The following is a 23,856-nucleotide window of genomic DNA, read 5'->3' as shown; positions in this document are numbered from 1 at the left end:
TACGAGGGGCTGGAATGTGGTATCGGCCAAGTAGGCCACGATCACAGAGCCTAGTTTGTGCGGGCTGGGTACAGGATCCTTGGACGCGTCAATGCCATCATGTATCACCCGTCCGTTAACACACGAGCCGTAGGTTTTTACTCTAGCACAAAGTCATTAAATCCTGCTCAGACCAAACCACACGCATAGCGGCCGTGCGCTGCGGCGCAAGCTATCGTCTGTTTAGGTAAATGGGCGGCCGACCTACCGAGCAATAGACGCATATCCGTCAAACCTTGCGTATTTCAATGAGAAATGGCTGTATCCTTGCCTGAAAATAGACATCAACGTGCCTGGAAAACTTGATGCAATCTGAACAACCAATGATCCACAACGTACCACTCCCCCTTCATGACGAACTGGCACTGGGTCTTCTGGGTCGCTTTGCCCGACTCAATGGCTTGTCATCTATCACCTGGGCAACCAAATCTCTGAAGTCAGGCCAACCCGATGGGAAAAACACCCCGCTGTTGTGGCTGATTGCAGATGTGTGTGGACAGGATCGGTCAGTATTTTCTGCCAACCATTCGATGCTACCGGCCATGTCCCCAATATCAATACACGCCGACAGCGCGCAGGTTGCTGACGGTACCTATCGCCGTATACATCAACGAGGAATGCGCCTCCCAACAGGCCAACTGCGTTGGTGCCAAGCGTGTTCCGATATGGACGTTGAAGAACGTGGTTTCAGCCATTGGCGGCGCCAGCACCAGATCATGGGAGTAGATTGGTGCGTTGAACACCACCTTCCGCTGATCAGCACCTCTACTGACTCTGCCATCTATACGCCGGGACATCCGGCCACACACAGCTCTTTGTGCACAACACAAGCAAACACTGAAGAAGAGATGCACAACCCGGCGTTGCAACGCATGCTGCAGATAATGTTCAGGTGGCTACATCGACCGAATCCCATACGCCTCGCAGCATGGGTGGAGGTAGTAAGCGAACGATGCCGAAATGCAGACTTGCGAATGGGCGAAATTGGTAAGCGGCCGGTCGCCAGTGATCTGATCCAGGAAGCATTTCCAGCAAGTTGGCTTGCCCGCCACCTTCCCGAGATCGCGAGCAAGGAACCTAGGTCATTCGTACGCAAGGTTGATGGCGCGTACATCGATAAGCATGTTGCCTATCCGGCCCTGGCCTGCGCAACAATCTTGGCTGTTTTGTTTGATACGGCAGAATATGCTTTGGATGCCTTGGAGGTAGCCGACAGCAGACTTGCTACCCCGCGCCCGACCGGCAACGTATCAGACGAGGCCTTGACGGCGTTTCTTGCCGGCCTTGGTTTACATGAGGCCTGCGAGAAATTCGGAGCCAATATTGAGAGCGTCGAGGCTGCGTTGCGTCTAAGCCTTCAACAACAACTCCAGCTAGTCGATACGCCGGTCGCTCTGGCGTAAGCTACCTCATTCAATACGGCGCAGTTAGTGATATCTTGCTGGGTCCAAGCAGCCAGTCAGCTTTCCCGTAAAGGTAAGAATGAATGCCAAGGCTTTAATGGTCAGTGGCCATCGTTCAGGAGAATGAATGGCTTTCTCGATTCTGGGGATAGATCGCTTGAGAGCATCTAATGTCCAAGCCTGTAGAGTGGCGTTGTGATTGGCCAGCTGTTTTAAAGCGGCGGCCATGCGTTCGTCAGCATTCTCAATACGCTTGGCAGCGTGGTTACCAGCAACACGTTTGGGTAATGAGCGAGCACAGGCATTCAGCCAGTCACGATCATTCCGGTAGAGCCAGGCATAGGCTGCTGGCTGCAAACGCCTGAGTGCCTTGAGTCCCATATAGGCATGTAAACCTGCGATCTGCTCCCACGCATGGCGAGCAGCACTGCGGCGTTGCTCATGCTTCACCGCGTGCCAGTGATCCTGTAAACCGGGTGCTGTCCGAAGTATCCGGGTCACAGTGACGACGGAAACGTCAAACTCCAGAGCTACCGCTTCTTTCTCTGCCCCGCTGCGTAACTCGATCACCATCTGTTCCCACATTGATGGAGACACCTTTTTGGGGCGACGCGACGGCTCAATCGCCTGGCGGCTTGCCCAAACTGCCATGGTGGCGTAGCTGACTCCGGCCTGCTTGGCCGCAGCTGACAGGCTGATACTCCCTCTATTTGCTTGAAGTAAAACCTGTTGCTGCTCGCTTGGCCCATGACGGATCGTCACTGCCCCAGCCTCTGATCTATCTACCGGCGCAGTGACAGCGTATACGTCGTCATACGCCCTTTGAAAATCAGCCAAATCATCAAACCAAGTCGCGATCCAGAGCAGATAGCGTAGGGGGTGAGTCAAAGCACGCCCTGACAGTAAGCGCAGGAGTTGATTCCGCAATAGCACCGGGTCTGACTGGTGATTGAGCTCCGGCAAACAGGCCATCTCCATCGCCATTTGTGCCAGGACGGGCTCAACCATTGACCAACGGATGCGGCCTGCTGGATGCGCCATGCCCCGCGAGCGCAGGCGGTCCCTGACCGTTTGGCTAATCCGCGCTGGATCATCAAACTGACCAGGAACGCAATCGAGCAGCGCTGTGCTCAACGTCCCCAACTGGAATAGCCATGCTGCCTGACCAGAGTTCAGCCCCTCCAAGCATGAGATCGGCGCACAACAGGCCTGTGTTGGCAGCCCCCATGAAAACCTTGCGACCTGATCCAGCTTGAGCGGTGACACCTGCAACGGTTCGTGATGCCGTGGGCACAACCAGACGCCAGGCAACTGGTGACTCCGTCGCCAGTATGCCCATCCATGCAGGGTCAAATCCTCGGTGATACATGATACACAGGCCTTCAGCGGATGTGCGGCTCCCAAGCCGCTGGTGAGCAACCCAAGCCGATACTTGAGGTGTCCGATCCCCTCGCCACACAACGCCTGTTCGGCCTGCCGTCCCAGAATCTCCGGTCGGAACGGTAGGTAGAACGGCAATAAAGTACGTTGCTGGATAATTTCTGAAGCGGTTCCGAGAGCGCCCTTCGTTCGGGCAGCAAGTATCCCCACCCGTGCCGGGAAATCATGGGCCGCTCCCGTCTGGTGATGGCCGAAGAGCTGCAAGCAGGTTTTTCGGTCCAGCCCATTGGCAGCGAGTCGGTGGTAGCGGCTGCACCAACTGAACAAAGTTTCATTCGGCAACGGCTCTAGCCAAACGGAAAAGCCCGCAAGTTCAGCTTGGCTTGCCATCACCGCTCTCCAGATGAACACGAGGCTGCTCTGTGGAGGGGTGGGGGTGCTTCGAAACATCGCGCAACACCTGCGCCCCCTGTAGCAAAGATTGCGCAGTGACCGGGGGGCGCTTTGGCATCCTCGTGACCGAGGCAGTTGTCCGCTCTCCCGGGGGCTGGTCAGCAGCATGACGTAAGTCACGCAACGTTGCCTTTGCTCCCGCACTGATTGCGCTTTCAATCAATGCGGACGAAGGATCAAAGGACGGCAAAAGCCGTTGTGACTGCTGTGATGCCGCTGGTTTAGCTGTCCTCGCGCCACCAAGCGTGGAAACTTCAGTGAACGGACATACCAGATCAGGGCGCTTTTCAGCCATCAGACTAGAAACGGCCAAAGCGGCCAAATCTTCGACATCCTTGCGGTAGATGCTGTAAGCACGGCTGCAATAGGCCAGTTTGACCTCCTCCAGAGTCACGACGTGCTTGCCTTGTACCCTGGCTTCCCGATAGGCCTGGCGCAGCAGTATCCGCAAAGACCTGTACAAACCTGCTGTATAGCGATGCAGCTCCTGAGCGTGCTGGACTGCATCAATCATGAAGGTACCTGGCGACACAGCTAGATATTCCCTAATTGCATCTATCCAGCACAGGTCATTAGCGGCTGGAGGATGCAACATCAATGGCTCCTCCACAAAGAAACGGTTTGTTTCCTCTTGCGGCCGTAGCATGAGCTTCCTGATCAAAGAGTAGTTGGCCACATATACCAACGGTGCCCCTAGGTTTGCCAATGTCATTATGAGCTGCGCAGTCTTTGTACTGGCTGAACTGCTTTGCGTGAAAAACTGCATCTCATCGGCTAGCAAGGTACTAGTGGTCGTGGCCATGAACCAATCGCGTACATGGGCCATGAGAGCGTCCTTTCCCTTCACCGTCTGCCCAAGCAATGCGAACGGATTACCCATTCCTTTGAGAATTTCTAGCACGGCAGTCTGCCCATTGATCTTCTCGCTACGCACGGGATAGATCATCAAGCGCTGCCCATCAGTCCGAAATTCAGGCGTAGGTTGCACCTGGCAGATACGTTCAAACGCCTGGACCATAGACGATTTACTAACCCCGGCCAGCCCAGTTAGACAACGGACTGTTTGAGGGGCACTCATGCTCTGGATATAAGAGCAACGTTGCCGGTTGTAGTCATTCAACGTTGGGTAGTTGGACCTGGCAAAGCCACGAGCCTGATCGAGCAGTTCGTGCAGAAGCTTCACGTGCTGTGGTCCCGGTACGAAGACTTTTTCCCAAGCTTGATCCAGCTTTTTGCAAGCTTCAACAATTGATAAATGCTCCAGGTTCAGGACCGGAACAACGGGTAGGTATGCAGCACGACAAATAGACTCGTCAGTATCAAACCGGTCGAACCAGCCTAGCCATTCACATTGTTTGTGGATCTCAGTCATTTCCGACCTCCAGCTGCCCGCAGGTAGCCCATGAGTTCTTGACGCTCCTTCACCGAAATCGCTTTGGAGCGTCGCGAACGACCCGGTTTGAGGGTGGCTTGCTCAAAGGTCTGACCGGTATGTGCTTCAAACACCTCTTCGTACTCAGACCGGGCCGCAAGTCGGTGTGTTTTGAGCTCCAGTTTCGCGTCCTGCCTAATTTGCTGCAGCTGTTCAATCTCCAGCACAGAGATGTAGAGCTGCTCCTGGCCATCGCGGATGCTGAGCATGGCATCGACTTGAACCAGTTCGGTACCGAGATCCACCCACAAGTGACGCACACAGGCACTCATCATGTAGCCTTGAAGCGTGTAACGGCCCAAGTCATGGGCTTTTTGCAGAGCACCCGAGTGTTTCAGTGCGTCCGAATCGAAGCGCGCATCCTTGAAATACACCGCATCATCCCGAACAGTGAGTTCAATGGGATCGAGGAACGCCCTGATGGCCTCCTCGAATCGCTTGTTGATTGCGTGATTTCTCCCTTTACGATCCAGGTAGTTCCACAAGGTTGCCGGCGTCGGAATTATCTGGTCTTTGAGAGCTTCGTTATTAAGCCGGGCCGTCACATCAGTGCTGTGGTTATCGGCCACTGCACGCAGAATTTCCTGCGCAGCCAACTCGGGAATGGTAAGTCGCGTTTCCTTATACTGTGGCTTGCCCTCCTGCTTGACCTGCTTGGGGTGCAGCGTCTCTACCGAAGCCTTGGATTGCCCTGAATAGCTCGGTGCAATTTCCTTGATGACAGGCATGAACGCCGCATCAGCCGGATCTGCCTTTGCCGTGCTGCCAGGCCCGCGGTCATTGATGACATGAGGAGAAATACCGATGCTGGGCCAATCGTGTGGCTTGAGTTCAATCCCGAACAGGCTGGCGAATTTGACCTTATCGATGGCGGCACAGAACAGGGCCATGCGATACGCCGAAGCCAGCTCTGAACCGACTGAGAAGCCAATACCGACAATCATCCCCGAGGCCAAGCAGCGAATACGGACCACCCATAACGCAGGCAAGTGACTGCCAGGCAGATAGCCGACAGCAACCTGATCGCAACAGTAGGCATCCTGCTCGGTTCGCTCCATCAGATTGCCCACACTTTCGGCAAAACGTCCCTGAGAGTGTGTCAGTCGATTGCGCACCCGGGCGTGACCATACTTGTAGACCTGCCGCACCTCCAACGGAAATGCCTGAGCCACCCGATAAGCAAACTGCCCTTCCGAAGGAAACGGTCGACCAGCAGGATGAACGAAGCACTTCCGGCCTGACGGATCGGTTTGCGAGACGCAGCCGAATCTCGAGGTGAGTGTTCGGCGGTAGATTCGACTCATGTGCTGCCCCGGCCCTGCAAACCGGCGATAGCCGTCCAAAATGCGATCGATCATCTCCGGATCATTGGTCCCATAACCGTGATGGGCTCCGTGAATACGCGATGGCCGGCCTAGTTTGCGCTCGCGTCCCATGCGGTCCCAGCGACCAATGCAATGTACGGCGTAATGCAATGCCCAACGGCTGAAGCCAAAGCAGACGTAAGCGTAGAACGCTATTCGCAGCCGTGTTTCATTCTGGATTGGACGGCAAGCTCGGGCGTGGGTGTTAATCACAGTGTCCGGAGACTCTGCCGCCAGTACCTGATCAAGGTTCTGCACCAGAGGCCAAAGGTGCTTCAATGTCCGGTCAATCCGATCCTCATGGCTTTTCTTGCGTCCTAGCCGAGAAAGGGCGTAAGGCCTCAGCTCATCGACGGACATACCGCTGAACCACGGCGGCAGTTCATCCTGTAGCTCACAGGAAACGATCAAGCCATCATCCAGCCCTTGCTCGAACCGATGGCGCGAAAGATAGTGCATCACAGGTCTGAAAGCATCGGGTGAGCCCGAAGCCATCGCGGCCGCAGAGCCAAGTTTCTCATTGCTACTTGAGGATGGGCCCTGGGTTTTGGCTTTGTGTTTGATGGACTTGCGCCTGAACTCCAGCAACAGAACGCGTTGTCGAACGGGATCGCTGCGCAGCAGGTGGTAAACCACATCCTTGCAAAGCACATCAAATCCCTCGGGAGCGCACAATTGGGTTCCAGTTTGCATGCTGCCTCCTCACAAGGGCTGTCGCGCAAACCACGCGGAAAAGACCTGTAGGGGATCCCTGCGCTGTGGCTTAAGCGCTCTGTCAATGAAGATGACCTCGTCCATCAGCTCGGCACACACATCGCGCCGCCAGAGCGCCCGGGCAAAGCTGGCCTTGGCAAGATCCAATGAAAGGTCGTGGCGGTGCATCACAGACAGCAGCACATCCAGCGGCTTTTGCCCGGTCTGGATGCTTGACTGTAGACGTTCACAAATTTCGGCGTAAAGCCCTGCATCCATTTCGGCGGCACGATGCTGGACCAGCAAAAGATTACGTAGGTTTTGGATTAGCGACTCTGGAAGGTCACGATCCACAATCCGGACTGTTGGAATCCAAGCATCGGCGTAGTAGCGCTCTTCAATGGCGTGGCGACTGCGAACAGCATTGATCTCCGCCTGGGGATTTCTGGCTGGCTTAGTACCCAATAAACGGCGTTGGAATTCATCCATCGAGCTCTTGATGGTCCAATTGACGCAATACGGCCCATACTGATCCATCAGAAACAGCAGGAAGTCGCCAATGAACGGCACAGGAACCGGAATGCGCCCAGAGCCATCCGGGTGATCAACTTGGATCCACAGGTGGCGCCCGATCATATCGAGTCGGTCGCACACATTGATCGTGCCGCGCAGCGGAGCCAACTCCATTCCAACCGCCAACGGGTGCCCACTTAGCGGATGGAGCCGGGATTCAGTGGCCAATATACGCTGCTCCTGCAGTTCGAACAGTCCAGGATGGAACAGCGCCAGGATTAGCGCTTTTTCTTCGACAGATGACAGTACGTGGCAATAGCGCCCCAACTGTTCGGACCAGACCTGGGCACAGCGGCTACGTGCGGGAGCTTCTTCTCGAGTGGCACGAATAGCAGGGTCATAGTTTCGACCCCACTGAGGAGGATCCTGGCGGCGCAAGACTTCCTTGAGGCGCGCCAGGCTTAGGTGCATGGGCTTGGCCATGGGCCATCCTTTCCTGCCAGCAAAGCTGGCATGAGAAATCAACAGGAAAAGGAAAGCCCTTGACTCGCCCTAATGAGACGAGTACATTGAATTTACGGTAAGAAATCCGTGGGCTTTCCCTCGGTACAAAACGCCATTGAGTTCGCACCTCAATGGCGTTTTTGTTTTAGCGGCTTACATAGCATCCTCCTTGCTGAGCGGATTCTCGGTCAGCTCCATCAGTTACGAAGACCTGTTCGGTCTCGGTCAAAATCACCTGCTTGCCAGGGCGACTGTTCGTTTGTGACTCAGCCACATGGCTACATCTCGAGTCAGGGCAAAGCTCCCCCTGCGATGTTCGATCTTGAAGGTGGGGACGGGGACCGCTCCTCGTGCAAGAGCCTGCTGAAACGATGCGGCAGACGGATAGCCCAGCTCCTTGATCAGGGCCTTCGAGTTCAAGACAGCCCCGTATTTATCCGACAAGCGTTGCACCAGTTCTTCGGCAACACTTTGAACATCCGTCGAATCTAGCGCTAAATTGTTCATGTCATGCCCCGTAGGGTTATTTGCTTAATGGTAGGGTTTCGAACCGTAATTGCCTAGATGAGACGTTTTGAGGCAGCCAACCTCACACAAACAAACATAAATCATTGATTAATATATTGAAAAAATGAAAACATCGGGTTTCGCATCAACAGATCGGAGGTTTCGCAACATCCCCCCAAAGAAAGTTGCGGAGAAGTTCGCAACTGTCTTCTGGTACTACGAGCTGCAAAGGCAGCTGAACCTCAATACTCCCGCGGATGTGCAGCGTGCCATCGAAGAAGTGGGAGATAGGGGTGTAGTCGGAGTTCGACGCCGCTGGCGAGATTACAAAAGCGGACACCACAAACCTGTGACCTCCGTGGTGGAACTGGCCGAACAACAGGTACCAGGGTCAAAGGCGATTTTGCAGTCCCCACTCTGGAGCGCAATGCGATTGGACAAGTCGGCAATTAAAGTTGCCCAACAACTGCTTGGAAAGACAACGAAAGAGGGGGATGAACTGCTCGAGTGGCTCTTAGATCGTCAACAAACTAGCAAAGTCGATCGATGGTTACGAAAACGCTGCATGGCGATGGTATTCCATGCCACCCTTGAAAGCCTAGCCGTTTTGACCGTATGTATGCGCCTTGCAAGAAGCAAGGGGATGCCACACTGGACGCTGACGTTCTACCACTTTGCTACGGATAGCCTGATGATTTTGGGCAGCTGGTTTTACCAGCACGGAATCGCGCAGGCTAGCGCCGAGTACTATGAGAAAGTCCTTCTACCCACTTGTTACGGTAAAAATGCCTCATGGCTTTTTAGCTCGCGTGACTACTTTTACATTGTCAGGGCAATGGCTAGGGAAGCATTAAACGTGCAAGAACAGGCAGGGCGTAATTTGACACATAACGAAATAGTTTCTGCAATGCTCAAGCTGCTCGACGAGTAACCAGTTCAGGTGGCCCTCACCTCAGCACACATACTCCAACTAAAAGACCGCCTCTCGGCCAAAGCAGTCCTTCTCCTGCTTGCTAGGCAACGGCTGGTTTACACAGAATTTCGGACACGCTCGTCACCCAGGCGGCCGGCCCTGTAGATGAAGTGCGGAAAGTCGGACACGAGGTGTCCCTGGATACCCAGATTGAGGACTAGGACTGCTATAGTTACGTAAAAATACGTAATGAGCTCGCTATGGATACTCCTCCTCTTAGCAAAAGCCTGCAGACTGGTATCTTGCTACAAATCATTCAGTTCCAGCAGCAGATTATCAAGCTAGGGCCTGATTTTACCGCTGTCATGACAGAGGCTGCACAAGGTGCGCAGCAGTTGACCGCTTCTGATGGAGCCGTCATCGAAATCATCGAAGATGACGAACTGGTTTACCGTGCAGCCAGTACATCCTCCATCGGCTTGCTTGGAACACGAATTGGCCTCGAAGGCAGCCTGTCCGGAGCCTGTATCAAATCGGGCCACTCTTTGGTCTGTTCTGACACCGAGCAGGATACTCGGGTCGATCGGGAAGCCACGCGTCGTGTCGGAGTGTGCTCAATGATTGTCAGCCCACTCATTTTTGATGGTGCCTGTGTCGGCGTGTTGAAAGTGTTCTCACAAAAAAGACACGCCTTTGATGCACACGATACGACCATTGTGGACATCATCTCATCGACGATTAGTGCCTCCATGTTCCAGGCTGCCAAAACAGAGTCAAGTAGACTCTTCCACATTGCCACGCACGATTTCCTGACCGGTGTCGCCAATCGTTCATTGCTGCATGACAGATTGAAATTGCGCATCAACCAGGCCGCAAGGGATGGAGAACCGTTTGCCATCATCATGGTTGATATGGACAAACTGAAGCTGATTAATGACCGGTACGGGCACCGGTTCGGCGATCGTGCCATCCAGGTGCTGGCCCAGCGCCTTAGCCAATATGCCAGAACGTCAGATACCGTGGCCCGTATTGGTGGCGATGAATTTGCCATCCTTCTCCACCAGATACAGGATGAGGAAAGCGTCAAACAGGTCTGCCAAAGACTGATTGATGCCCTTGTGGTCAGCAGCGAAATCGAAGGTACCGCACTCAACATACAAGCCAGCATGGGTTATGCCATCTTTCCTGACAACGGGAAGGATATCGAGACGCTGATGGAGCATGCTGACAAGTCGATGTATGCCAACAAACGCTCACGGATGGGCACTGGTGATGACGGCTGGTTCAATGACTATCCGGTTATCTAGCGCTTGAGCATATGCCAGAAAATCTGCCATGAATCGCCCTGGCTCGTATAGACGAATCAGCGGCTGCATTCCAAGTAAGCACTGCCGAACCTGGATCTCACATGCAACAGGCAGCGTCGGCCGACCTGCCGCCGACTAGGAGACGACTCCAGCAGGTCGTCGGCCAAAGCGGTCATCTGCTGCTGTTTGGAATGTGGTCGGTCATCGGTAGAAACCGGTCACTGAGCACTTCGTACTATCCAACGTACGGTTTTATTGTGTCCGAAACCATGTAGGACAACTGTGCAATGCCATGCTATTGTCTGCAAAAAATCCCGATGCCCTTGCCATGAATACGCGCCTTAACCGCCCTGCCGGCACCCCGCTCTGGTTACAAATCGATGCCACGCTGAGTCAGGAAATCCTGTCGCGCACCCTGACTGGCCGACTCCCCAACGAGCAGGCACTGGCAGAGCGCTTCGGGGTCAACCGGCATACCGTGCGGCAGGCCATCCAGAACCTGCAAGACAAGGGGCTGGTGCGCATCGAGCGCGGGCGCGGCACCTTTGTCCAGGAAGAAATCATCGCCTACCGGCTGGGCAAGAGCAGCCGTTTCTCCCACAGCCTGTCCGCCCAGCATCTGGTCAGCGATGTCGATATCCAGTCCTGCCATTTCGAACCGGCCACGGCTTCAGTTGCCGAGCTGCTGCAGGTGGATACCGGCAGCCAGGTGCTGCGGGTGGAGTCGCTGGATCTGGCCGATGGCAAGGTGGTGAGCGTGTGTACCCAGTATTTCCCCTTGCCGCGTTTCGACGGCTTCATTGATATCTACCGCAACAGCAAAAGTACCAGCGAAGCCTTTGCCAGCAAGGGCATCACCGCCTTCCAGCGCGTCCTCAGCCGTATCAGTGCCCGGCTGCCGCGACCGGAAGTCGCCGCCGCCCTGCAGCAGGGCAAGCAGCAACCCATCCTGTACGTGGAAAGTGTTTACGCCGACCCGGACGGCCAGCCCATCGAATACGGCATCACCCGCTTTGGTGGTGACACCGTCCAGGTCGAAGTAACACCGGACAGCCTGTAAGCCTTGCCATCCCCTTCTGCCGGGCATGTGGCTTTTTTGCTCTCAAAGACATCTAGACGTCTAGATGTAAACAGGCTGTAATGTTGCCTGCGTAAAGTACGCTGCGTCCACCAACCCGATGCAAGGCTATCAACATGCAGGCTTATCGCTCCCTTATTGCCGCCGCCCTCGCGCTGGCCAGCTGTACCGTGTTTGCCGAGACCACACTGACCGTTTACACCGCGCTGGAGGCCGACCAGTTGCAGGCCTATCAGCAAAAGTTCGAGCAGGAAAACCCGGACGTGAAACTGCGCTGGGTGCGTGACTCCACCGGCATCATCACCGCCAAGCTGCTGGCAGAAAAAGCCCGCCCGCAGGCGGATGTGGTGATGGGCGTGGCCGCCTCCTCGCTGCTGTTGCTGCAAAAAGAAGGCATGTTGCAGCCTTATGCACCGAAAAACGTGCAAAAACTGTCGCGCCAGTATGTTGATTCTGCCGCCACCCCGTCATGGGTGGGCATGGACGTGTGGGGCGCAGCCATTTGCTTCAACACCGTGGAAGCCGCCAAGCAAGGCCTGGCCAAACCCGAAAGCTGGAAAGACCTGCTCAAGCCGCAGTACAAGGGCAAGATTGTCATGCCCAACCCGGCCTCCAGCGGCACCGGTTATTTCGATGTCACCGCCTGGCTCACCCTGTTTGGCGAAAAACAGGGCTGGTCGTATATGGACAAGCTGCACCAGAACATTGCCCAGTACACCCACTCCGGCTCCAAGCCTTGCAAGCAGGCTGCCGCCGGCGAATTCCCCATCGGCATTTCCTTTGAATACCGTGCGGCCAAGCTGAAAGAAGGCGGCGCACCGATTGACGTGATTTTCCCCAAGGAAGGCCTGGGCTGGGACCTGGAAGCCACCGCCATCATGAAGGGCAGCAAGAACCTGGCTGCGGCGCGCAAGCTGGCGGACTGGTCGGCCTCGCAATCCGCCAACGAGCTGTATGAAAAGAACTTCGCCATCGTGGCCATGCCCGGCATTGCCAAACCCAGCCCGCTGATTCCTGCCGATTATGAAAAACGGCTGGTGAAGCAGGACCTGCACTGGTCCGCCCAGAACCGCGAACGCATTCTGGCTGAGTGGACCAAGCGCTACGACGCCAAATCCGAAGCGAAATAAGCCCATCGGTCCCGCGCGCAGCCGTGCCGGGACCCGCCAGCCCTGCCCTTGTGCTGCGGGGCTGGCCTGCAAACGGAGTCTGTCTGTGATGTATCCCGCTTTCCAGACACTGGATGAAGTGTTCGACCTGCTCTCCCGCCGCGGTCATGCCCTGTATGGCGGCGAAGCCGTCAGCCAGCTGGAGCATGCCTTGCAAAGCGCACTGGCTGCCGAACAGTCCGGTGCCGATGCCAGCCTGATCACCGCTGCCTTGTTGCATGACATCGGCCATATCGTGTGCGAACAAGGCGATGACGATGTGGCCAATGGCGTGGACGACCACCATGAGGCTGTCGCCGTGCAGCTGCTGTCCACCCTGTTTGGTGATGATGTCTGTCTGCCCATTGCCCTGCATGTTGCCGCCAAGCGTTACCTGTGCCACAGCGAAGCGGGCTATCTGGACAGCCTGTCCAGCGCCTCGCGCCTGTCGCTGGCCTTGCAGGGCGGGCCGATGTCCGCGGCCGAAGCCGGGCGCTTCATGCGCCGTCCGCACGCTGCGGCTGCCCTGGCGCTGCGGCGGCATGACGACGTAGCCAAGATTCCGGCACAGGCCACCCCGCCCTTGCAGCATTACCGGCTGATTGCAGCCCAAGCCCTGAAAGCACAGCCATGAAGCCTGATCCTGCCTTCCTGCTCCAGCAGGGCAGCACCGCGGACGCCGCCGCCCGGCCCTATCTGCAACTGCGCGGCATCAGCAAGCGCTTTGGCAGCCACACCGTGCTGAACCAGCTGGACCTGAACGTCAACAAGGGCGAGTTCGTCTGCCTGCTGGGCCCGTCCGGCTGTGGCAAAACCACCTTGTTGCGCCAGATTGCCGGGCTGGACCTGCCCGACACCGGTCAGGTCATCATGGGCGAACGTGATATCACCCTGCTGCCACCGGCCAGGCGCGACTACGGCATCGTGTTCCAGTCCTATGCGCTGTTTCCCAATCTGGATGTCGCCGCCAATATCGCCTACGGCCTGACCGGCCGGCGCGAGGACAAACAGCGGCGGGTGAGCGAGTTGCTGGCCCTGATCGGCCTGGACGGCATTGCCAGTAAGTATCCGTTCCAACTGTCCGGCGGCCAGCAGCAACGAGTGGCGCTGGCACGCGCGCTGGCCACTTCGCCCTCGCTGCTGTTGCTGGATGAACCGCTGTCGGCACTGGATGCCCGGGTACGCGAGCATCTGCGCCGGGAAATCCGCAGTCTGCAACAAAAACTGGGCATCACCACCATCATGGTGACGCACGACCAGGAAGAAGCGCTCACCATGGCCGATCGCGTGGTGGTGATGAATGCAGGCTGCATCGAACAATGCGGCAGCCCGCTGGAGGTGTACCGCAACCCGGCCACCCGCTTTGTCGCCAGCTTTGTCGGCCAGGGCAACTTCCTGCCCGCCCGTGCGCTGGGCACAGACCAGATCCGGCTGGGCGAACAGCTGCTGCAACTGCCGCATCCCCACTTGCGCGGGGACGGACAGGCGCTGGATGTGTTCATCCGCCCGGAAGACATCGTGCTGCATGCGCAATGGCCGGCCACCGCCGATACCGTGCTGGCAGATGTCGGCAAAACCGAATTGCTTGGTGCAATCTACCGCCTGCATCTGCAGGTGCCCGCCTGGGGCGGGGCCAGTATCCAGGCCGATCTCAGCCACAGCCAGCTGGAACAGCTGGATGCCAGCCCGCAACGCAGGCTGGCCGTATCGCTCAAGCTGGCACGCTGCCAGTTGTTTGATGCCAGCGGGGAGCACGCATGCCTATCCTGAGACGTTCCCGCCGCCTGGCCGCCAGCGTGGATGAAACATTGGCCGGACTGCTGCAGTGGCTGTTGCTGGCGGTGCTGGTAGTGGCGGTACTGCTGCCGCTGGCGGCGATACTGGGCAAGGCCCTGACCGATGCCGACGGGCAATTTGCCGGCTTCATGCAAATCAGCAAGACGCTGTCACAGCCCGGGCTGCTGCGTGCCATGAATGGCAGCCTGCAAGTGGCGGTGCTGAGCACCCTGCTGGTGGTACCGCTGGCCTATGGCTATGCCGCTGCGCTGTGCCGGGTGCAGCTGCCCATGCGCGGGCTGTTCCGCCTGCTGGCGCTGCTGCCCTTGCTGGCACCGTCCTTGCTGCCCGGCATTTCACTAGTTTACCTGTTCGGCAATCAGGGCTTGCTGAAAGAATGGCTGCCCGGCGGCAGCATCTACGGGCTGACCGGCATTGTGCTGGGCGAGGCCTTTTACACCTTCCCGCATGCGCTGATGATTCTGCTCACCGCGCTTTCGGTGGGCGATGCCCGGCTGTATGAAGCCGCTGGCACACTGGGCGCAGGCCGGGTGCGACAGTTCCTGACCATTACCCTGCCCGGCAGCCGTTACGGCGTGATATCGGCTGCGCTGCTGGTGTTCACCCTCACCGTCACCGACTTCGGTGTGCCCAAAATCATTGGCGGCGCCTTCCCGGTGCTGGCGGTAGAGGCGTACAAGCAGGTGATCGGCCAGCAGAACTTTGCCCAGGGTGCGGTCATCGGCTTGCTGCTGCTGTTGCCGGCTGTTCTCTCTTTTGTGCTGGACCAAGGCCTGCAACGGCGACAACAAGCGCAACTGTCGGCCAAATCCCAACCGCTGCAAGCCTTGCGCGGCTGGCCTGCGCGGCTGCTGGCACTGGGCTTTTGCAGCCTGATCGGGGCTGGCCTGCTGCTGATGATGGGCACCGCCATTGCCGCAGCCTTCATCCGGCAATGGCCCTACCAGATGACATTCACCCTGGCGCACTTCAACTTCGACCAGGTTGATGGCGGCGGCTGGCTGGCATTCGGCAACAGCCTGCGCATGGCGCTGGCCACTGCGGTACTGGGCAGCAGCCTGGTGTTTCTGAGTGCATGGAGCAGCTGCAAGTTGCGCAGCGCCAGACTGGGCGGCAGCTTGCTGCATGCAATTGCCATGCTGCCGATGGCGGTGCCGGGCCTGGTGCTGGGGCTGGGTTACATCTTTTTCTTCAATAGTGATGCCAACCCCTTGCATGGCTTGTACGGCAGCATGGCCATTCTGGTGCTGTGCACGGTGGCGCATTACACCACCACCGCGCACATGACGGCACGCACCGCGCTGACGCAGCTGGACCCGGACTTCGAACCGGTTGCCGCCTCGCTCAAGGTGCCGCTGTGGCTGACGCTGTGGCGTGTCACCGTGCCAGCCTGCCTGCCTGCCATTCTGGAAATTGCCCGCTACTTCTTTGTTTCGGCCATGACCACGGTATCGGCCGTCATCTTCCTGTATACCCCGGATACCGTACTGGCTGCCGTGGCGGTGCTGAACATGGATGATGCCGGCGACACCGCAGCCGCCGCCGCCATGGCCACCCTGATCGTGGCCAGTGCCGCCGTGGTCTGCCTGCTGTTTGCCCTGCTGTCCCATGCCTTGCTGCGGCAGCACCAGCGCTGGCGCCAAGCGGCACCACGCTGATTCTCTTGCACCGGGCCTTGCCCGGTTTATCTGACCTCCGAAAGACATCTAGATCACTGGAACAACCATGCGTGAACCCATCTTGCTGACCCCCGGCCCGCTCACCACCAGCCTGGCCACCAAAACCGCCATGCTCAAGGACTGGGGCTCCTGGGACCATGACTTCAACGCCCTCACCGCCAGCGTATGCAGCGACCTGCTGGCCATCGCCCACGGCACCGCCGAACATGTTTGCGTTCCGCTGCAAGGCTCCGGCACTTATGCGGTGGAAGCGGCCATTGCCAATCTGCTGCCGCGCGACGGCAAGCTGCTGGTCCTCATCAACGGTGCCTACGGCAAGCGCATGGCGCTGATTGCCCACACCCTGGGCCGCACATTCAGCGTGTATGAAACCGAGGATGATCAAGTACCGGAACCGGCAACGGTGGCCCGGCTGCTGCAAGAAGACCCGGCCATCACCCATGTCGGCCTGATTCACTGCGAAACCAGTACCGGCATCCTCAACCCGCTGAGTGAAATTGCCGCCATCGTGCACGCGGCGGGACGCAAGTTGATTGTGGATGCCATGTCCAGCTTTGGCGCGCTGGATATCAATATTGGCCAGCTGCCTGCCGAAGCGGTGATTGCCAGCAGCAACAAATGCCTGGAAGGCGTGCCCGGCATGGGCTTTGTCATCATGCGGCGTGACAGCCTGCTGGCCAGCCGCGGCAACAGCCACTCGCTGGCGCTGGACCTGCTGGCGCAATACGAATACATGCAATCCACCGGCCAGTGGCGCTTCACCCCGCCCACCCATGTGGTGGCCGCCTTGCGCATGGCACTGGACCAATACCTGGCCGAAGGCGGCCAGCCGGCACGCCTGACCCGTTACCAGCACAATGCAGCCGTTCTGCAAAACAAGCTGCAACAGGCAGGCTTGCAACTGTTTCTACCCACTGCACTGCAAGCCCCCATCATCCTGACCTTCCGCGCGCCCGCTCATCCGGACTATCGCTTCGGTCAGCTGTACGAAGCCGTGCGCAACAAGGGCTTCGTGCTCTACCCCGGCAAGCTCACCAGCCAGGAAACTTTCCGCGTCGGTTGCATCGGCGCCATCGATCAGGCCGAACTGGAACAAGCCTGCCACGCCATCATCACCACCATCCGCGAACTCGGCTGGACCGCACAAGGAAATTGAACATGCAAGGCTATCAACATCTGGAAGCTGTGATTTTCGACTGGGCCGGTACCGTGGTGGACTTCGGCTCCTTCGCCCCCACCCAGGTACTGATCGACGTATTCGCTGCCCAGGGCATTGCGGTAAGCATGGCTGAAGCACGCATCCCCATGGGCTTGGCCAAGTGGGACCACATCAAGGCGCTCGGTCAGCTACCGGACGTGGCCGCCCGCTGGCAGGCGCGCTTTGGCAGCCCCATGCAGGATGCGGATGTCGACCGGCTGTATCAGCAGTTCATGCCCTTACAGGTGGAACGGGTGGGCGAATATTCGGCACCGATTCCGGGTGCCATCGACACCATCAATCAGTTGCGGGCCCGTGGTTTGAAGATTGGCAGCTGCTCCGGCTATCCGCGTGTGGTGATGGACCGCCTGCTGCCGCTGGCCGCTGCTGCAGGCTATGCGCCGGACCACACCGTGGCCACCGATGACCTGCCGGCAGGTGGCCGTCCGGGGCCGTGGATGGCGCTGGCTAATGTGCTGGCGCTGGCGCTGAAGGATGTGCGGCATTGCGTCAAGGTGGACGATACGGTCCCCGGCATTGCCGAAGGCCTGAGTGCCGGCATGTGGACCGTGGGGCTGTCCGCCAGCGGCAATGCGGTTGGCCTGACAACGGAAGAATGGCTGGCACTTACGCCGCAACAGCAGGACAGCCACCGCCAGCCGGCCGCCAGCCAGCTCACGGCGGCAGGTGCGCATTATGTGGTGGATACCATTACCCAGCTACCGATGGTGCTGGAGCTGATCGACGCCAGAATTGCCAAGGGTGAGCACCCATGAGCCAGCTTCCCTACTGGCTGGCCGAAGTACTGGCCGCCGAGCGAAGCCCGCCACGGCCCGCGCTACAGGGCAGGCAGCGTGCCGATGTCTGTATTGTCGGCGGCGGATTCACCGGCCTGTGGACGGCCATTCTGTGCAAGCAGGCTAGACCGGACTGGCAGGTGGTGGTGCTGGAAAAGGCCCGCTGCGGCAGCGGTGCCTCCGGTCGCAACGGTGGCTGCATGCTGACCTGGTCCACCAAGTACCCGTCGCTGCGCCGCTGGTTTGGTGACAGTGAAGCCAGCCGTCTGGTGCAAGCATCCGAACAGGCCGTGGCCGACATCGCCAGTTTTTGCCAACAACACGCGATTGACGCCGACATCCGGCTGGGTGGTGCCGTGTATGCGGCCAGCAACCCGGCGCAAATCGGCCGGCTGGCCCCGGTACTGTCCATGCTGCAAGAACACGGGCTGAATACCTGGACCGCCCTGTCCCCGGCCCAAACCCGCGCGCTCAGTGGTTCTGCCCTGCTGCAGGACGGCTACCACAGCGCGCCGGCCGGCAGCCTGCAACCGGGCAAGCTGGTGCGGGGACTGCTGCGCGTGGCCAGCGAAATGGGCGTTCAGGTTCATGAACACAGCGCCATGACCCATCTGCAGGAAGACCGGCAGGTCATTCTTCATACCGCGCAGGGTCAGGTAGAAGCCAGCCAGGCCGTGCTGGCGCTCAACGCCGACATGCCCGGACAATTTTCCGCCTTTGCCAACAGCATCCTGCTGGTTTCGTCCGACATGATTATCACCGACGCCCGCCCCGGGGAAATCAGCACACTGGGGCTGGAGCGCGGCCAGGCGGTATGCGACCTGCGCACCTTCGTCCACTACTGGCGCAGCACACCGGACGGACGGCTGATGCTGGGCAAGGGCGGCAACCACATTGCCTTTGGCAACCGCATGCAGGCCTGCTTCGACCAGCCCAGCCGCCATGCCGCGGCCTTGCAGCACACCATGGGACGGCTCTTCCCCAGCCTGGCCACCGCACCGGTAGTGCAAAGCTGGACCGGCGCGTCAGATCGCTCTGCCACCGGTTTTCCCTTTTTTGGCCGGCTCCCCGGCCATCAGCGGGTGCTGTACGGGCTGGGCTATTCCGGCAACGGGGTGGTGCAATCCCATCTGGGCGGACGCATCCTGTCCTCGCTGCTGCTGGGTCAGTGCAATGCCTGGACCGACAGCGGCCTAGTGCGCGGCCCACTGGCGCACTTCCCACTCGAACCCCTGCGCTGGTGCGGTGCCATATTGGTACGCAATGCCATTCGCCGCATGGAACTGGCCGAAGACCAACACCGCAAACCGCACTGGCTGGACACCAGGCTGGCCTCCTGTGCCGGCATGGCTGGTAAAACCGACCATGCCCGGCCATTGCCATCACGTCGTTAAGCATCGATCATCCGTATCACCGGTGACGACACTGCGCTAGGCAGGCGGCACCGGAGGTGCAGTGATTGACACATTTGTCAGCGCAGGCTCTTCTGGAGATGGTGCTGGTTTTGACAGGGTTGCGTGCTGAGTGCATCAATATGTGATGTGCGAATGGCAGTTATGATGATGAAAACTGCCATTTACCCTTCTGTGTACGAGTGCTAGGTTTGACCGGCCAACTGACGATTCGTCACCCTAGTTGGCAGCAGTTCGGCTAAAGCTGTCTTTTTACAGGTGAGTGGGGACAGTCTGGCTTACACGAAATTCTGGACATGCCTGGACCAATGCGGGCCGATATAGTGTTTACTCTCCAAAAAAGCGGACTGTATTTCGTCCTGCATTCTTGGCCTGATACATTGCGTGGTCAGCATGACGAATCAACTGATCAGCATCTACACCATGATCCGGGTAGAGTGCGCCACCGATACTGGAAGATATCCTGATATCCTGCTGTTCAATACTGAATGATTTTTTCAGCGCCTTGCCGATCTTCTCGGCAACTCGTCGGGCATCCTCGATATTGCCGGCACCAGGCAAAATGGCAACAAATTCGTCCCCGCCGAGACGGGCAATGGTATCGCTTTCCCGTACACAAGCCTGCATGCGGGCTGCCACCTGCTTCAATAACTGATCACCAACTGCATGGCCATGGGTGTCATTGACGGGTTTAAAGTGATCCAGATCGATAAACAGCAGCGCAAAATGGCCATGTTGATGGCGGGACTGTGTCAGTACCTGTGACAACCGTTCCGTGAACAGCACGCGATTGGGCAGGTCGGTCAGCAAGTCATGGTGGGCCAGATGATGGATCTGCGCTTCCGCCGCCATTTTGGCTGAAATATCCGTAAATACGGCCAAGCGCTTCTGTACCTTGCCCTCGTCATCCCAGATGCTGTTAATGCTTAAAGACAAGGGAATGGCCTCCCCATTCTTGTGCCGGATCCAGTACTCACCTTGCCAGTCACCTGTGGCTAGCAGCCTCTGCCACAGCCCCTGGATGAAATCCAGCGAAAGCCTTTCTGCACGCAGTATGCTGATTTCATGACCGATCACCTCGGCGGCGGCATACCCGGTAATGCTTTCAAAAGCCGGGTTGACTGCCTCGATCAGATTGTCTTTCCCGGAGACGACAATACCGTCACTACTGTGCAGATAAACCAAGCTGGACAATTGCTGCTGCTTGCTGCTGCGCTCATGTTGAATGGCAATGCTTAGCAAATTGGCCGCCTGTTGCTGGAGGAGCATATCTGGCAGCGCCGGGCCCGCTTGCGGCCGGCGGCAGGATACCAGCACCCCTTCCAGGGTGGATTCCCCGGCAACAATAGGTTCGGACCAGCACAGACCCAGCCCCATGGAGTCAAGCAGTTCCACCAATTTGCCGTAGTAGGCTCTATTGCCAATAGGCTGCTCGGTGAGCATGCCGCCCTCCAGAGCAAGTCCTCCGCGCAGCTCTGCGTGGGTGGCGACGTGTACCCAGTCTAGCGGCAACAAGCGCTCATGCTCAGCCAGCATGCTGGCCTCGTGGCTAAAGACCAGAAAGCCCAATTCGTCATTCTCAGCTTCCAGGCTATCAATGATATTGCCCAGGACATCATGCAAGCTGCCGCCCCGAGCCAGCATTTCCATCACCGCATTGCGCCGGGCATCCTCTGCCAGTTGGCGTTTCAGCCCATCGATATCACTGTGGGTACCTATCATGCGTAGGGGTTGGCCATCCTCGCTGCGGCTGACCAGCAGGCCGCGCGCCAATAACCATTTCCAGCGTCCCTCTGGGGTGAGCGTACGAAACTCATAGCTGTAGACCGGCGTTCTGCCCGTCAGATACAGCTCCAATGCCAGCTGGCGCGGAGCCTGGTCTCGCGGGTGCTGCCGCTCCACCCACTGCTCGACATGTGTCCACTGCGCATCTTGGCCATCAAACCCCAATACCGTCATTTCCTGGCGGGAGAGATACATTTCACCGGTTTGCAAATTCCAGTCCCATACCCCATCGCCCGCACCTTCGAGCGCAAATTTCCAGCGCTCCTCGCTATCGCGCAACGTGGCTTCGGCCTGACGCCGCTCCGTAATATCCTCCACGATGGACCAGATGTATTTTTCGCCATTGCGCCCCTTTAGCAGCAGGCCGTTCAGACTGATAGGCACCAGATTGCCATCTTTGCGCAAGTACTCCTTCTCGTAAGGCCCATAGCGACCGCTTTGCTGCAGCATGGTCAGCTGTGCCTGCTCATCCGTTTCATAACGTTTGGGGGTCAACGCCCAGTAATCCAGCGTTTTAAGTTCATCCGCTGAATAACCACAGATATGCATGAAGGCTTCGTTGAAGTCGATGAAGCGTCCCTGCATATCAGTAAGGGCAATACCCAAGGGAGATAGTTGATACAGTCCGTGTAGCTTTTCGCTGCTTTCCGATAGCTCGGCAATTTTCTCCTCTACTTGCGCTTCTACGCGTGCGGTATAGCCAGTTCCTAGCATGAGAAAGGCACCCAGCAGGCTGGTTCCGAGCATGCCGGCAACCAGCACCAGCGTGCTTTGCCAGCCCCGGTGCTGCTTCAGGTAGCCTGCACTGGGCACGGTCTCCAGCAACAACACGCGCTGCCCCACCTGTAGGCGATGCTGCCAGGCTACCGGACCCTGCCCAGACGTATTGTCATATACCACCTGCTGCACGGCACTATCCGTCAGGCGTAACCTTAGCTGGGCCCGGTCATCGGCAGTAAGCAGCTTGTTCAGAAAATCATCGGTCTTGAAGACAACCAGCACCACGCCCTGGCCGGCATGTGATGAATCCACAGTTTCCAGCAACAAAAAGCCAAAGCTATGGGGCGTTTGCACCAGATGCAGCGGGGGGGTTGCCACACTGCGATTACTCCTGATTGCCTGCGTAATTGCAGCTGCCCGGTCAGGGGTAGACAGGATATCAAAGCCAAATGCGGCCTGATTGCCCGCCAATGGTTCCACGTAGCTAATCGGGTAATGCACAGGCCTGCTAGCGGCCGGTATCAGAACATTGTTCCGATTACGCTCACGTATCAGGAAACCGGGAATGCGTGCCTGCTGCCGGGCCTCAAACCCGGCACGCTCTGCGGTGCTGACACGCGGTGCCCACTCGATGCTCTGTATCATCGGAAAGCGTATCAGCGCCCGTAAGGTAAATTGGTGGAACTCTTCAGCACTCACCTGATCATCACCTGCGAACAGACCTCTAGTCTGCTCCAGCAGTGACTCCTGTTCATCCAGCCGTGCCTGCATGGTGTCGGCTAGGCGCTGGGATTGCAGGCTTAGCGCGGTCAGTGATTCTTTCTCTTCCCAGCGACTAACATTCACATACAGGGCTACGAGCATGCTGAAGGCAAACAGCATGGGAATAGCAACCATTCCCAAACGCTTACGCCACAATGGGCGTGGTAGGCCAGCCACCACCATGGTCAGGGGGAAAAATACCAGTAAACCCAGCGTATCGCCCACCCACCAGATGAACCAGCTGGTCCAGCAACCGCCAGTGGGCAGCAGCCCTAACAACTGCAACCCGCTTATCGACAGCGTGGCACTGAGCAGACAGATAAGCGGTGACAGCAGTTGGAAGCACAACACGTCACGCAGATTGTCAAAAGCAGCAGGATAGCCCACAGCACGCCGCAATAAGCGCCCTCCGATCATGGCCTGCAGCAGTGAAGAGAGCGCAATTAGCAGGGCGGCACTGCAATCGGACATGGTCAGTTGGCTGAAACTACCGTGCGATATCCAGAGATTGAGGATAAGGGAACCCAGCAGGATGCCGGGCGCGGCATGCGCTCCGCTGATGAAAACAGCAGCAACGGCAATTCCGGCGGGCGGGAAAATGGCTGAGGCATAGCCTGGGGGAATAGCCAGCAGCAAGCTGAGCTTGCCGAGGGCGATGTAGGCAATTCCGATCAGAAACGTGATTTTGAGCCACGGCTGCATACGGTCCTGCCAAATAGTGTCGAATTGCATAAGGTCTAAGCCTGACAAGCAGGCCCTAGAATAACAATACAAGCGTCATATGCATACCTGCCATGTTTTCAGCTCAGTACTATGCGTCTTTATCTATCCTCGCTGGCTTCATTGCTGACCTTGTGGCGCAGACATGTTGTATTGCGTCGTACATTGTGTCATGCCGTGATTGCAAGGGCATGCTGTCGGTTGGTTTCAGTGCATGCGGGCCCACGCTGGCCATCGTTGCTACGCAATGCT

At 57.8% G+C, this 23,856-nt stretch carries 17 protein-coding genes; 11 read left to right on the top strand and 6 right to left on the bottom strand.

The features are described from left to right. Positions 1-344 precede the first annotated feature (344 nt). Entirely contained in the window at positions 345-1,442 is a 1,098-nt protein-coding gene (locus QVF59_RS18905) for a TniQ family protein (protein WP_287881874.1), read from the top strand. A 24-nt stretch (positions 1,443-1,466) separates the two neighbouring features. Here QVF59_RS18905 and QVF59_RS18900 read toward each other — a convergent pair whose 3' ends face one another. From QVF59_RS18900 to QVF59_RS18880, 5 genes are all read right to left on the bottom strand, one after another. Then, on the bottom strand, positions 1,467-3,212 hold the full coding sequence (locus QVF59_RS18900; protein ID WP_287881872.1) for a TnsD family Tn7-like transposition protein: 1,746 nt from the start codon (positions 3,210-3,212) through the stop codon (positions 1,467-1,469). Further along, positions 3,196-4,647 carry a hypothetical protein gene (locus tag QVF59_RS18895; protein ID WP_287881870.1) on the bottom strand — a complete coding sequence of 484 codons (1,452 nt, stop codon included), beginning with the start codon at positions 4,645-4,647 and terminating at the stop codon, positions 3,196-3,198. The genes QVF59_RS18900 and QVF59_RS18895 overlap by 17 nt, the downstream gene beginning before the upstream one ends. Next, the gene (locus QVF59_RS18890; RefSeq protein WP_287881868.1) at positions 4,644-6,764 is read right to left on the bottom strand and encodes a TnsB C-terminal domain-containing protein; all 2,121 of its coding nucleotides are present in this window, start codon (positions 6,762-6,764) and stop codon (positions 4,644-4,646) included. The genes QVF59_RS18895 and QVF59_RS18890 overlap by 4 nt, the downstream gene beginning before the upstream one ends. Before the next feature lie 9 nt (positions 6,765-6,773). Beyond that, positions 6,774-7,760, bottom strand: a complete 987-nt coding sequence (locus tag QVF59_RS18885) for a PDDEXK family nuclease (RefSeq protein WP_287881867.1) — start codon at positions 7,758-7,760, stop codon at positions 6,774-6,776. Between the two features lie 252 nt (positions 7,761-8,012). Then, positions 8,013-8,288, bottom strand: a complete 276-nt coding sequence (locus QVF59_RS18880; RefSeq protein WP_287881865.1) for a hypothetical protein — start codon at positions 8,286-8,288, stop codon at positions 8,013-8,015. A gap of 124 nt (positions 8,289-8,412) precedes the next feature. On the opposite strand from QVF59_RS18880, the gene QVF59_RS18875 reads away from it, so the two are divergent. From QVF59_RS18875 to QVF59_RS18830, 10 genes are all read left to right on the top strand, one after another. Next, entirely contained in the window at positions 8,413-9,219 is an 807-nt protein-coding gene (locus QVF59_RS18875) for a hypothetical protein (protein ID WP_287881863.1), read from the top strand. 242 nt (positions 9,220-9,461) lie between these two features. Then, on the top strand, positions 9,462-10,508 hold the full coding sequence (locus tag QVF59_RS18870; protein WP_287881861.1) for a sensor domain-containing diguanylate cyclase: 1,047 nt from the start codon (positions 9,462-9,464) through the stop codon (positions 10,506-10,508). Positions 10,509-10,836: 328 nt separating this feature from the next. Then, positions 10,837-11,568, top strand: coding sequence for a phosphonate metabolism transcriptional regulator PhnF (gene phnF, locus QVF59_RS18865; RefSeq protein ID WP_287881860.1), 732 nt, complete (start codon positions 10,837-10,839; stop codon positions 11,566-11,568). A gap of 134 nt (positions 11,569-11,702) precedes the next feature. Then, complete coding sequence (locus QVF59_RS18860) at positions 11,703-12,716, top strand: putative 2-aminoethylphosphonate ABC transporter substrate-binding protein (RefSeq protein ID WP_045848509.1); 1,014 nt, start codon at positions 11,703-11,705, stop codon at positions 12,714-12,716. Between the two features lie 88 nt (positions 12,717-12,804). Then, positions 12,805-13,368 (top strand): phosphonate degradation HD-domain oxygenase, encoded by a 564-nt coding sequence (locus QVF59_RS18855; protein WP_287881919.1) that lies wholly within the window; start codon positions 12,805-12,807, stop codon positions 13,366-13,368. Continuing rightward, positions 13,365-14,504 carry a putative 2-aminoethylphosphonate ABC transporter ATP-binding protein gene (locus QVF59_RS18850; RefSeq protein ID WP_287881857.1) on the top strand — a complete coding sequence of 380 codons (1,140 nt, stop codon included), beginning with the start codon at positions 13,365-13,367 and terminating at the stop codon, positions 14,502-14,504. Before QVF59_RS18855 ends, QVF59_RS18850 begins: the two co-directional genes overlap by 4 nt. Next, the gene (locus QVF59_RS18845) at positions 14,492-16,189 is read left to right on the top strand and encodes a putative 2-aminoethylphosphonate ABC transporter permease subunit (protein WP_287881855.1); all 1,698 of its coding nucleotides are present in this window, start codon (positions 14,492-14,494) and stop codon (positions 16,187-16,189) included. The genes QVF59_RS18850 and QVF59_RS18845 overlap by 13 nt, the downstream gene beginning before the upstream one ends. Before the next feature lie 67 nt (positions 16,190-16,256). After that, positions 16,257-17,366, top strand: a complete 1,110-nt coding sequence (locus QVF59_RS18840) for a 2-aminoethylphosphonate--pyruvate transaminase (RefSeq protein WP_287881854.1) — start codon at positions 16,257-16,259, stop codon at positions 17,364-17,366. 2 nt (positions 17,367-17,368) lie between these two features. Further along, positions 17,369-18,184: a phosphonoacetaldehyde hydrolase gene (gene phnX, locus QVF59_RS18835; RefSeq protein WP_287881853.1), complete on the top strand. Its 816-nt coding sequence runs from the start codon at positions 17,369-17,371 to the stop codon at positions 18,182-18,184. Then, on the top strand, positions 18,181-19,599 hold the full coding sequence (locus QVF59_RS18830; protein WP_287881851.1) for an FAD-dependent oxidoreductase: 1,419 nt from the start codon (positions 18,181-18,183) through the stop codon (positions 19,597-19,599). Before phnX ends, QVF59_RS18830 begins: the two co-directional genes overlap by 4 nt. A gap of 345 nt (positions 19,600-19,944) precedes the next feature. On the opposite strand, the gene QVF59_RS18825 is transcribed toward QVF59_RS18830, so the two are convergent. Beyond that, positions 19,945-23,586 carry a sensor domain-containing diguanylate cyclase gene (locus QVF59_RS18825; protein ID WP_287881850.1) on the bottom strand — a complete coding sequence of 1,214 codons (3,642 nt, stop codon included), beginning with the start codon at positions 23,584-23,586 and terminating at the stop codon, positions 19,945-19,947. Positions 23,587-23,856 lie beyond the last annotated feature (270 nt).

It is taken from the genome of Aquitalea sp. (genome assembly GCF_030150775.1).
GTDB classification, from domain to species: domain Bacteria; phylum Pseudomonadota; class Gammaproteobacteria; order Burkholderiales; family Chromobacteriaceae; genus Aquitalea; species Aquitalea denitrificans.
The sequence above is the reverse complement of the archived record's forward strand: the minus strand, read 5'-3'. Positions and strand labels throughout refer to the sequence as shown.

Bases quoted from the DNA above. Each gene is read 5' to 3' on its own strand.
- QVF59_RS18905 (WP_287881874.1), top strand. From the start codon at position 345: ATGCAATCTGAACAACCAATGATCCACAACGTACCACTCCCCCTTCAT.
- QVF59_RS18900 (WP_287881872.1), bottom strand. From the start codon at position 3,212: ATGGCAAGCCAAGCTGAACTTGCGGGCTTTTCCGTTTGGCTAGAGCCG.
- QVF59_RS18895 (WP_287881870.1), bottom strand. From the start codon at position 4,647: ATGACTGAGATCCACAAACAATGTGAATGGCTAGGCTGGTTCGACCGG.
- QVF59_RS18890 (WP_287881868.1), bottom strand. From the start codon at position 6,764: ATGCAAACTGGAACCCAATTGTGCGCTCCCGAGGGATTTGATGTGCTT.
- QVF59_RS18885 (WP_287881867.1), bottom strand. From the start codon at position 7,760: ATGGCCAAGCCCATGCACCTAAGCCTGGCGCGCCTCAAGGAAGTCTTG.
- QVF59_RS18880 (WP_287881865.1), bottom strand. From the start codon at position 8,288: ATGAACAATTTAGCGCTAGATTCGACGGATGTTCAAAGTGTTGCCGAA.
- QVF59_RS18875 (WP_287881863.1), top strand. From the start codon at position 8,413: ATGAAAACATCGGGTTTCGCATCAACAGATCGGAGGTTTCGCAACATC.
- QVF59_RS18870 (WP_287881861.1), top strand. From the start codon at position 9,462: ATGGATACTCCTCCTCTTAGCAAAAGCCTGCAGACTGGTATCTTGCTA.
- phnF (WP_287881860.1), top strand. From the start codon at position 10,837: ATGAATACGCGCCTTAACCGCCCTGCCGGCACCCCGCTCTGGTTACAA.
- QVF59_RS18860 (WP_045848509.1), top strand. From the start codon at position 11,703: ATGCAGGCTTATCGCTCCCTTATTGCCGCCGCCCTCGCGCTGGCCAGC.
- QVF59_RS18855 (WP_287881919.1), top strand. From the start codon at position 12,805: ATGTATCCCGCTTTCCAGACACTGGATGAAGTGTTCGACCTGCTCTCC.
- QVF59_RS18850 (WP_287881857.1), top strand. From the start codon at position 13,365: ATGAAGCCTGATCCTGCCTTCCTGCTCCAGCAGGGCAGCACCGCGGAC.
- QVF59_RS18845 (WP_287881855.1), top strand. From the start codon at position 14,492: ATGCCTATCCTGAGACGTTCCCGCCGCCTGGCCGCCAGCGTGGATGAA.
- QVF59_RS18840 (WP_287881854.1), top strand. From the start codon at position 16,257: ATGCGTGAACCCATCTTGCTGACCCCCGGCCCGCTCACCACCAGCCTG.
- phnX (WP_287881853.1), top strand. From the start codon at position 17,369: ATGCAAGGCTATCAACATCTGGAAGCTGTGATTTTCGACTGGGCCGGT.
- QVF59_RS18830 (WP_287881851.1), top strand. From the start codon at position 18,181: ATGAGCCAGCTTCCCTACTGGCTGGCCGAAGTACTGGCCGCCGAGCGA.
- QVF59_RS18825 (WP_287881850.1), bottom strand. From the start codon at position 23,586: ATGCAGCCGTGGCTCAAAATCACGTTTCTGATCGGAATTGCCTACATC.